9 protein-coding genes are annotated in these 6610 nt (G+C 54.2%); 3 read left to right on the forward strand and 6 right to left on the reverse strand.

The window, feature by feature from the left end:
• The first annotated feature begins 213 nt into the window (after positions 1–213).
• Complete coding sequence (locus VI895_10520; protein ID HLG20231.1) at positions 214–879, forward strand: hypothetical protein; 666 nt, start codon at positions 214–216, stop codon at positions 877–879.
• A gap of 127 nt (positions 880–1006) precedes the next feature.
• Here the strand turns inward: VI895_10520 and VI895_10525 are convergent, their stop codons facing one another.
• The 5 genes from VI895_10525 to VI895_10545 form a co-directional block, all read right to left on the reverse strand.
• Positions 1007–1498, reverse strand: a complete 492-nt coding sequence (locus VI895_10525; GenBank protein HLG20232.1) for a GNAT family N-acetyltransferase — start codon at positions 1496–1498, stop codon at positions 1007–1009.
• 36 nt (positions 1499–1534) lie between these two features.
• Positions 1535–1819, reverse strand: a complete 285-nt coding sequence (locus VI895_10530) for a DUF1778 domain-containing protein (GenBank protein ID HLG20233.1) — start codon at positions 1817–1819, stop codon at positions 1535–1537.
• Positions 1820–2109: 290 nt separating this feature from the next.
• On the reverse strand, positions 2110–2361 hold the full coding sequence (locus tag VI895_10535; protein HLG20234.1) for a type II toxin-antitoxin system RelE/ParE family toxin: 252 nt from the start codon (positions 2359–2361) through the stop codon (positions 2110–2112).
• Positions 2358–2534, reverse strand: coding sequence for a hypothetical protein (locus VI895_10540; protein ID HLG20235.1), 177 nt, complete (start codon positions 2532–2534; stop codon positions 2358–2360). The genes VI895_10535 and VI895_10540 overlap by 4 nt, the downstream gene beginning before the upstream one ends.
• A gap of 87 nt (positions 2535–2621) precedes the next feature.
• A complete protein-coding gene (locus VI895_10545; GenBank protein ID HLG20236.1) occupies positions 2622–3890 on the reverse strand; it encodes a Glu/Leu/Phe/Val dehydrogenase in 1269 nt (422 codons plus the stop codon).
• 374 nt (positions 3891–4264) lie between these two features.
• Between VI895_10545 and VI895_10550 the strand changes: the two genes are divergently transcribed.
• Complete coding sequence (locus tag VI895_10550) at positions 4265–4891, forward strand: DUF47 family protein (GenBank protein ID HLG20237.1); 627 nt, start codon at positions 4265–4267, stop codon at positions 4889–4891.
• Entirely contained in the window at positions 4888–5889 is a 1002-nt protein-coding gene (locus VI895_10555; GenBank protein HLG20238.1) for an inorganic phosphate transporter, read from the forward strand. The genes VI895_10550 and VI895_10555 overlap by 4 nt, the downstream gene beginning before the upstream one ends.
• 8 nt (positions 5890–5897) lie before the next feature.
• On the opposite strand, the gene VI895_10560 is transcribed toward VI895_10555, so the two are convergent.
• The coding region (locus VI895_10560; protein HLG20239.1) for a hypothetical protein at positions 5898–6610 on the reverse strand (713 nt) is incomplete at its 5' end.

Genomic DNA, 6610 nt, shown 5'->3' on the forward strand with positions numbered 1-6610 from the left:
GTGGACAACTGGCTACCAACATGTTGAAGTAAAGAAGAAAAAAACCAGCGTCGCTGCGCTCCGACTACCCCCGGCCGGCATGCTCCGGAATCACTGGCCGGCTTGGCCCGGAATCACCGGCCGATTTGAACGGAATACGCACTCATCCCATGGCCCTCGTCGTTTATTCCTTCCCCGGTCGTTCCGCCAAGCCTTACCCCGGACGATGCCGTCGTGCAGATTTCGCACGATCCCTTCTTCCTCGGAATGAATGCCGCGTTTGACGAATTGTTCGCACGTTTTGGTGTAAGCCTCCCCCGAGCCTTCTCTAATCCGGCCAACATCGAAGCTTTGGAAGGACAACTCGAACCTCTCGCTCACAACCCGGCTTTCGACGAAGCCTTTCGAAATCTTGTCCACCGCTACGACCAGATTCTTGCTATGGCGCTACCTCGTTATCTGAAACGGAATCTCTTGAATTTTGGAGACCAACTTCGATTCTGTCTTTTCGACGAAGGACACTGGAAGAGTGTTCTGTCAGCCCTCGGATGGCTTGGAGGTCCCGCTACCTTCATCCTCGTTCCCGCGTATGAAGCGCGTCGGATCCGCATGGCGAAAGCCAAGGCATTGCCGTGGAGCGTGGCAGGTGTCCTCATGACAGCCGTAGGCTTCCTCTTCGCAAAGGAGATGGCGGGAGAACTCTACGACTGCGCCCGGGGCGCCAGCCACCCTATGGATTTTAAGCGTAACTTCAGCAGAAACTCAGGTCTCCTCCTTCTCTTATGGGCGGCATACAACGTCAGGACGTTCCTGCGCAAAGTAGCGAAAGAAAAGAAGCTACACCAAATCAAGAGCGCACCACCTCAGGATCAAATTTCACGGCGCCCAATTGAGAAGTGATGTAACGCTTAAGCAATGTCCGGCCATCCCCCCGAACCGCAGTTTTCCGGAAACTTCGGATTCGTCACCGGTACCGGTCGGGACCTATCGATCCATGACTGTCTTCGAGGAAGTTGCAGTTGGTCCACTACAGCAATTGCTGAATGGTTTTTATGGGCAGGAACAGAGAGTTGGGCCGATCGGCAAACGGAATGAACCCGAAGTGAAGGTAAAAGGCTTTTGCCGCTTCATTCTTGGCCTCCACAAGGACGGCGGCGCAGGCCACTTTTTCCGAAGCGCGAAGGACTTGGCGGAAGGCGTCCATGAGAAGAAGACCGCCCAGTCCAAGGCCCCCAGCTCGTTGATTCACCGCAAGGCGGCCGATCAGAGCTGCCGGAAGAGGATGCTGCGGCAACTTGTGTGCGATATCGTCCGGCAGAGAAATAAAGTCCACGCAGTTCATGCTCAGAGAATAAAAACCAGCGATTTGAGATGGATCTTCTGCGGGGCTGGCAACGAAAGTTTTGGCAAGATTCCTTCGCTCGTATTGCCTTGCCTTCGTTTTGAGGAAATTGTTTAACTCCGGTACGCCGCAGTCAAACGCTGCACGATCATGGATTTTCGCCAGAGGGCCAAACATCCACGCCGGTTTTCGAGGATCTGGAGGCGTCAAATATTAGCCGATGGTCTTTTTGTATCGTTCGAACGTTTTTTGAAGAGCGGGAGACGGCGCCGGAGGAGCCTCCAGGGTCTTAAGAAAGAGATCCCGATCCCGATTGGAAAGTCGAATGATCTCCTGTTCGGCTAAAATCTTCCGGGCGCGTTCCACGGACGACGCGAGAATAAACTTGGAGAGATCGCTCCCCAAGAGATCCGCAGCTTTTTGGAGCGTTTTTTTCACCTCCGGCCGGGTCCGAATGTCAATTCGGTCTTCGTTTCGATGTGTAGCGCTTCGCGACATAGACTTCCTTAACTACAAAGTATACTAGAACGTACGGATATCTTCCACACAAATTTGTCATTAAAACTACAGAGAAATTTAGTCTAAAATACAAATAACATTAATATGTTATTTATATAGGAAATCGCGGGACACCCGCCTGCACCTCAATTCGATCAATAAAAGTTACGTACGTTGTTTTGGTTTAGGACCTCGGTTTCCTGTTCCAGCTCAAATAAAACTGCTGAGGGCTTTTCCAAGTTTTGGCTTCTAGTGAGCAAGGCGATTCTGCTTTGAGAACGGGTCGCTGCTCAGTTATAGACTTCGCGCCGGTGGCCCAGGTAAAGAAAATCCAACGTTTCTCTGTCTACCACACGATAAATGAGTCGATAGTCCCCCGCGCGGAGTTTGAACAAACCTTTGAATTGCTTGCCGGTGAGTGCCTCGTGCGGCCACGGCTGTGCCCTCGCCACTTCCCTTAACTTCGAGAGAACCTGTTTTTTTACGGCGCCATCCAGCGCTTCAAACTCCTCCACCCAGTCGAACGTAAACGTGAGCTTCACTCCGACCGGCCCCGCAAATCCTTCAAGCTCTTCCGCCGGGAGTCTCCTTTCGCAAGAATACGGTGGGCCTGACTGCCGAAATGAAAATCTTCCATGATTTCGAGGAGTTTCTGCTCGGTAAATTTGCCGATGGACAGTGCGTGAGCGTCGCAAAACTCACGATATTTTTTCACAAACGCTTTGGATACTTTAATTGACCAAGTATGCTTTTCCATGCCAAAAGTATACTAATTATGACTTGCGCGCGTCAAGCGCATCGATTAAGGGAAGATTCCCCGCTCCCGGTATGCCTGCTGTATTTTCTCAAGAGCGACGCAATAGGCGGCGGAGCGCAGGTTGGTGCTGTATTTTTTCGAAGCTTCATACGTCTTGTGAAACGCCCGGCGCATCGTGTACGCCAATTTTTCGTCCACAACCTGAAAGCTCCAGTGGTCCATCGTTTTGTTCTGGACCCATTCGAAATAACTGACGGTGACGCCGCCCGCATTGGCGAGGATGTCCGGTAAGACGGTGATTCCCCGCTCCCGAAGAATCTTGTCCGCCGCTTCTGTGGTCGGGCCGTTGGCGCCTTCGGCAATCACTTGGGCTTTAATTTTGGGAGCATTTTCCTCCGTGATCTGTGCCTCCAACGCCGCCGGAACAAGAATGTCGCATTTAAGGCCGAAGAACTCTTTGGCGGCGGCACTTTCCGCCTCGGGATAATCCGCTACGCTGCCGGTTCTTTCGACGTAGCTTCCGAGCGCCTTCGAATCGATTCCGTTCTTGTTGTACACCGTACCGCGATAGTCCTGGGCCGCGACTAGCCTGGCTCCCCGTTTCTCCAGAAGAAGGGCGGCGTGATAGCCGACGTTTCCGAATCCCTGGACCGCGAACGTCATTTTGCTCAGGTCGATATCTTCCTCGTCGGCCCAGCTTCGAAGAGCGTAAACCAATCCCTGGCCCGTCGCTTCTTTGCGACCTTCACTGCCACCGGCCGTCAGTGTTTTGCCCGTTACAACGTGGCGCTGGGAATTTCGTTCGACGGCGGTCTGAGCGTTCATAAACGTGTCCATAATCCAAACCATCGTTTGGGAATCGGTTCCGACGTCCGGCGCCGGTATGTCGTATTCGGGGCCGATATTGGTTCCCAAGGCGTGCGTAAACCGCCGGGTCAGTTTCATTTTTTCCGTCGGACTAAGTTCGCGAGGGTTTACGGTCACTCCCCCCTTGGCGCCCCCGAAAGGGAGATCGACCAAAGCGGCCTTGAATGTCATCCACGATGCGAGCGCTTTCACTTCGTCCAGGTCGACCTGAGGGTGGTAACGAATCCCGCCTTTGTACGGACCGAGGATGTTGTTGTGCTGGATGCGATACCCGCGGAACAGCGTCAAATCGCCGTTATCCATCCGCACGGGGAAGCTGATCGTAATCTCGTTTTTCGGTTGAGAGAGGATCGTCCGCACGGCGGGATCCAGCTCCATCAGGTCGGCGGCCTTTTGCCACTGACGAAGCGCCTGACTGTAAAGGGAATCTTGTTTGGGTTTGGCCATGTAAAAGGGGCGGATTATCGGCCAAATCCTCGACCAGTCAAATTGACGTGGGGAAGGAACTTCCTTAGATTGCCGCCGATGCAAAACTCACCTTTCCAAAATCTTAAAGAAAAACACCAGTCGAAAGAGAAGTTTGTCGACCAAATCTTGTCGTCGTTGAAGCGACCGGACGGAGAATCAAAGGAAGCCTTCAAAAAGCGGTTGTTGAAAGTGAGCTCTCGAAAACTTCTCCGGCTTCAATCTCGACTATCAACGAAGCCGGCATCCGAGCCAAAGCCAAAGAAGAAAGCGGCCAAGCAGGGGTAGACCGCTAAGTTCTCATACGTTTCGGCAGAACGGATACAAATCTGCCCGCTCAGAAATGGAGGTCACCCATGTTCCGGCGCTTAATTCCTCGTGAGGAGAAATTCTTCGACCTGTTTCGACAGTCCGCCGATCTCATTGTCGAGGGGGCGAAAGCGTTCCGGGAACTCTTGTCGGACCTGAAACATGGCGAAACTCGGGCCCGTGACTTAAAAGCGATCGAAAGCCGGGCCGATGAGGTTACGCATCATACGGTCGACCTGCTGCACAAGACCTTCATCACGCCGATCGACCGAAGCGATATCCACGAGCTGATCTGCCGGATGGACGACATCATCGACTACATCGAGGCGGCTTCTCAACGCATCGTCCTTTACAACCTGACCTCCGCGCCGCCGCACGCAGCGGAGCTTGCGGACATCTGCGTGAAATCCGTGGAGGCTATTCGTGAGGCGGTCAACAAGCTCGAAGACTTGAAGAATTCGCCGGAAATCTTGAGACACTGCGTGGAGGTGAATCGTCTGGAAAACGAAGCGGATCACCTTCTGCGAACAGCGATGGCCAAGTTATTCCGCGAAGAATCGGACGCGCGCCAGATTATCAAGGTGAAGGAGATTTACGAGTTGCTCGAAACCGTGACCGATCGTTGTGAAGACGTGGCGAACATTATCGAAGGAATCGTCGTCGAATACGCATGATGGTTTCACCGCTCGTCATCTTTATCATCGCGGCCGCGCTCCTTTTTGATTTTATCAACGGTTTTCACGACGCGGCCAATTCGATCGCCACGATTGTTTCCACCCGTGTGCTCCGACCGCAATGGGCCGTCGTCTGGGCGGCGTTTTTTAATTTCGTGGCATTTCTATTTTTCGGCTTGCATGTGGCGAACACCATCGGCAACGGCGTGATCGACCCGAAGATCGTCGATCCGTTCGTGATTTTTGCGGCGCTTTCCGGAGCCATCGTGTGGGATCTGATCACTTGGCACTACGGCATTCCTTCCAGCTCTTCCCACGCCCTGATCGGCGGGCTGGGCGGGGCCGCTGTGGCAAAGATAGGGGCCTCGGCGCTCAACCCGCAGGGGTTCTTGAAAATCGGCGCGTCGATCGTTCTCTCGCCCGCGTTGGGGTTTATTCTCGCCTTCATATTGTTTGCCGCCGTCGCCAATATTTTTTTCAAAACCTCTCCTCGCAAAGTGGATCGATGGGGGCGGAGGCTCCAGCTCGTATCGGCGTCGCTTTACAGTTTGGGCCATGGCGGAAACGACGCTCAAAAGACAATGGGGATCATCGCCGTGCTCTTGTTCTCCACGGGGGCCCTTGGCACGTCGTTTCATGTTCCTCTCTGGGTGGTTCTTGCCTGTCACGCTGCAATGGGAATGGGAACGTTGTTCGGCGGTTGGAGAATCGTCCGGACAATGGGAATGCGGATTACGAAACTGAAGCCGGTGGGCGGGTGCTGCGCCGAAACGGCCGGCGCCGTAAGTCTATTCTTAGCGACCGGTCTGGGGATTCCCGTATCCACGACGCACACGATTACCGGGTCGATCATGGGTGTCGGCTCCGTCCGAAAGTTTTCCGCTATCCGCTGGGGCGTCGCCGAAAGGATCGTCTGGGCATGGATTCTCACGATGCCGGCGTCCGCGTTTGTGGCGGGCGTGACCTGGTGGAGTATGCATCTCCTTTTTGGTTCTTAGGTACGGTTCTACTTTTTTCCTCGATAGAACCGCTCGGCGGATTCCTTGGAGATCCAGCCGAACTCAGCGGCGGTATGAGCGCCGATCTGAATTTCGTTGAGCGAAGAAAAGGGTTTGTACTGCTTGGCGGTTTGAGCAATTCCCCGGGTCATCAACTCGCCGGACGTCTGGGGGTGAAGAGGATCCCGAAACGGATTCGGATATCCCCGAGGGTAGACGGCGAACCCATGGTCGTCCGTCTTGTCCTTGGCGCCCATTGCGTGGCCCACTTCATGTGCCAGACGCGCGAGCGATTCCCCTTCGGCCTTGGAAAGAAGGGGGAGGTAGACGATTCCGGTCCGGTCCGGTCGCTTCCCCTGATGTTCGAGAGGGTAGGGGCTCGTTCCACTCTCGGAACGAGCGTAGAGGTGAACGAATACGACCCCCAGGTTTGGAGCCGGCGCAACGTTCTTCAGGCCGTGAAACCGGTTCATTTCATCGAAAGGGAGGAGCTCATTGAAGAGCGATCCTTGCCAGGATATGGAAGGCGCGTCGCTCTTCGGCTCGGGAATAGAAAACAGAACGGGGTTCGGCTCGTTCGGTCGATATCTTCGATATTCTCGCGCGAAGAAATCCGTGAGCGGCCGGCGCCAGGTCTGGTCTCGTTTTCCGAAATCGTTCCAACTTTGTAAAGCCTTCGGATCGGCGGCCGAAACCAGCTTTTCGATGGAGACAAAGATCT

The organism is Bdellovibrionota bacterium (assembly GCA_035292885.1).
Classification (GTDB): domain Bacteria; phylum Bdellovibrionota_G; class JALEGL01; order JALEGL01; family DATDPG01; genus DATDPG01.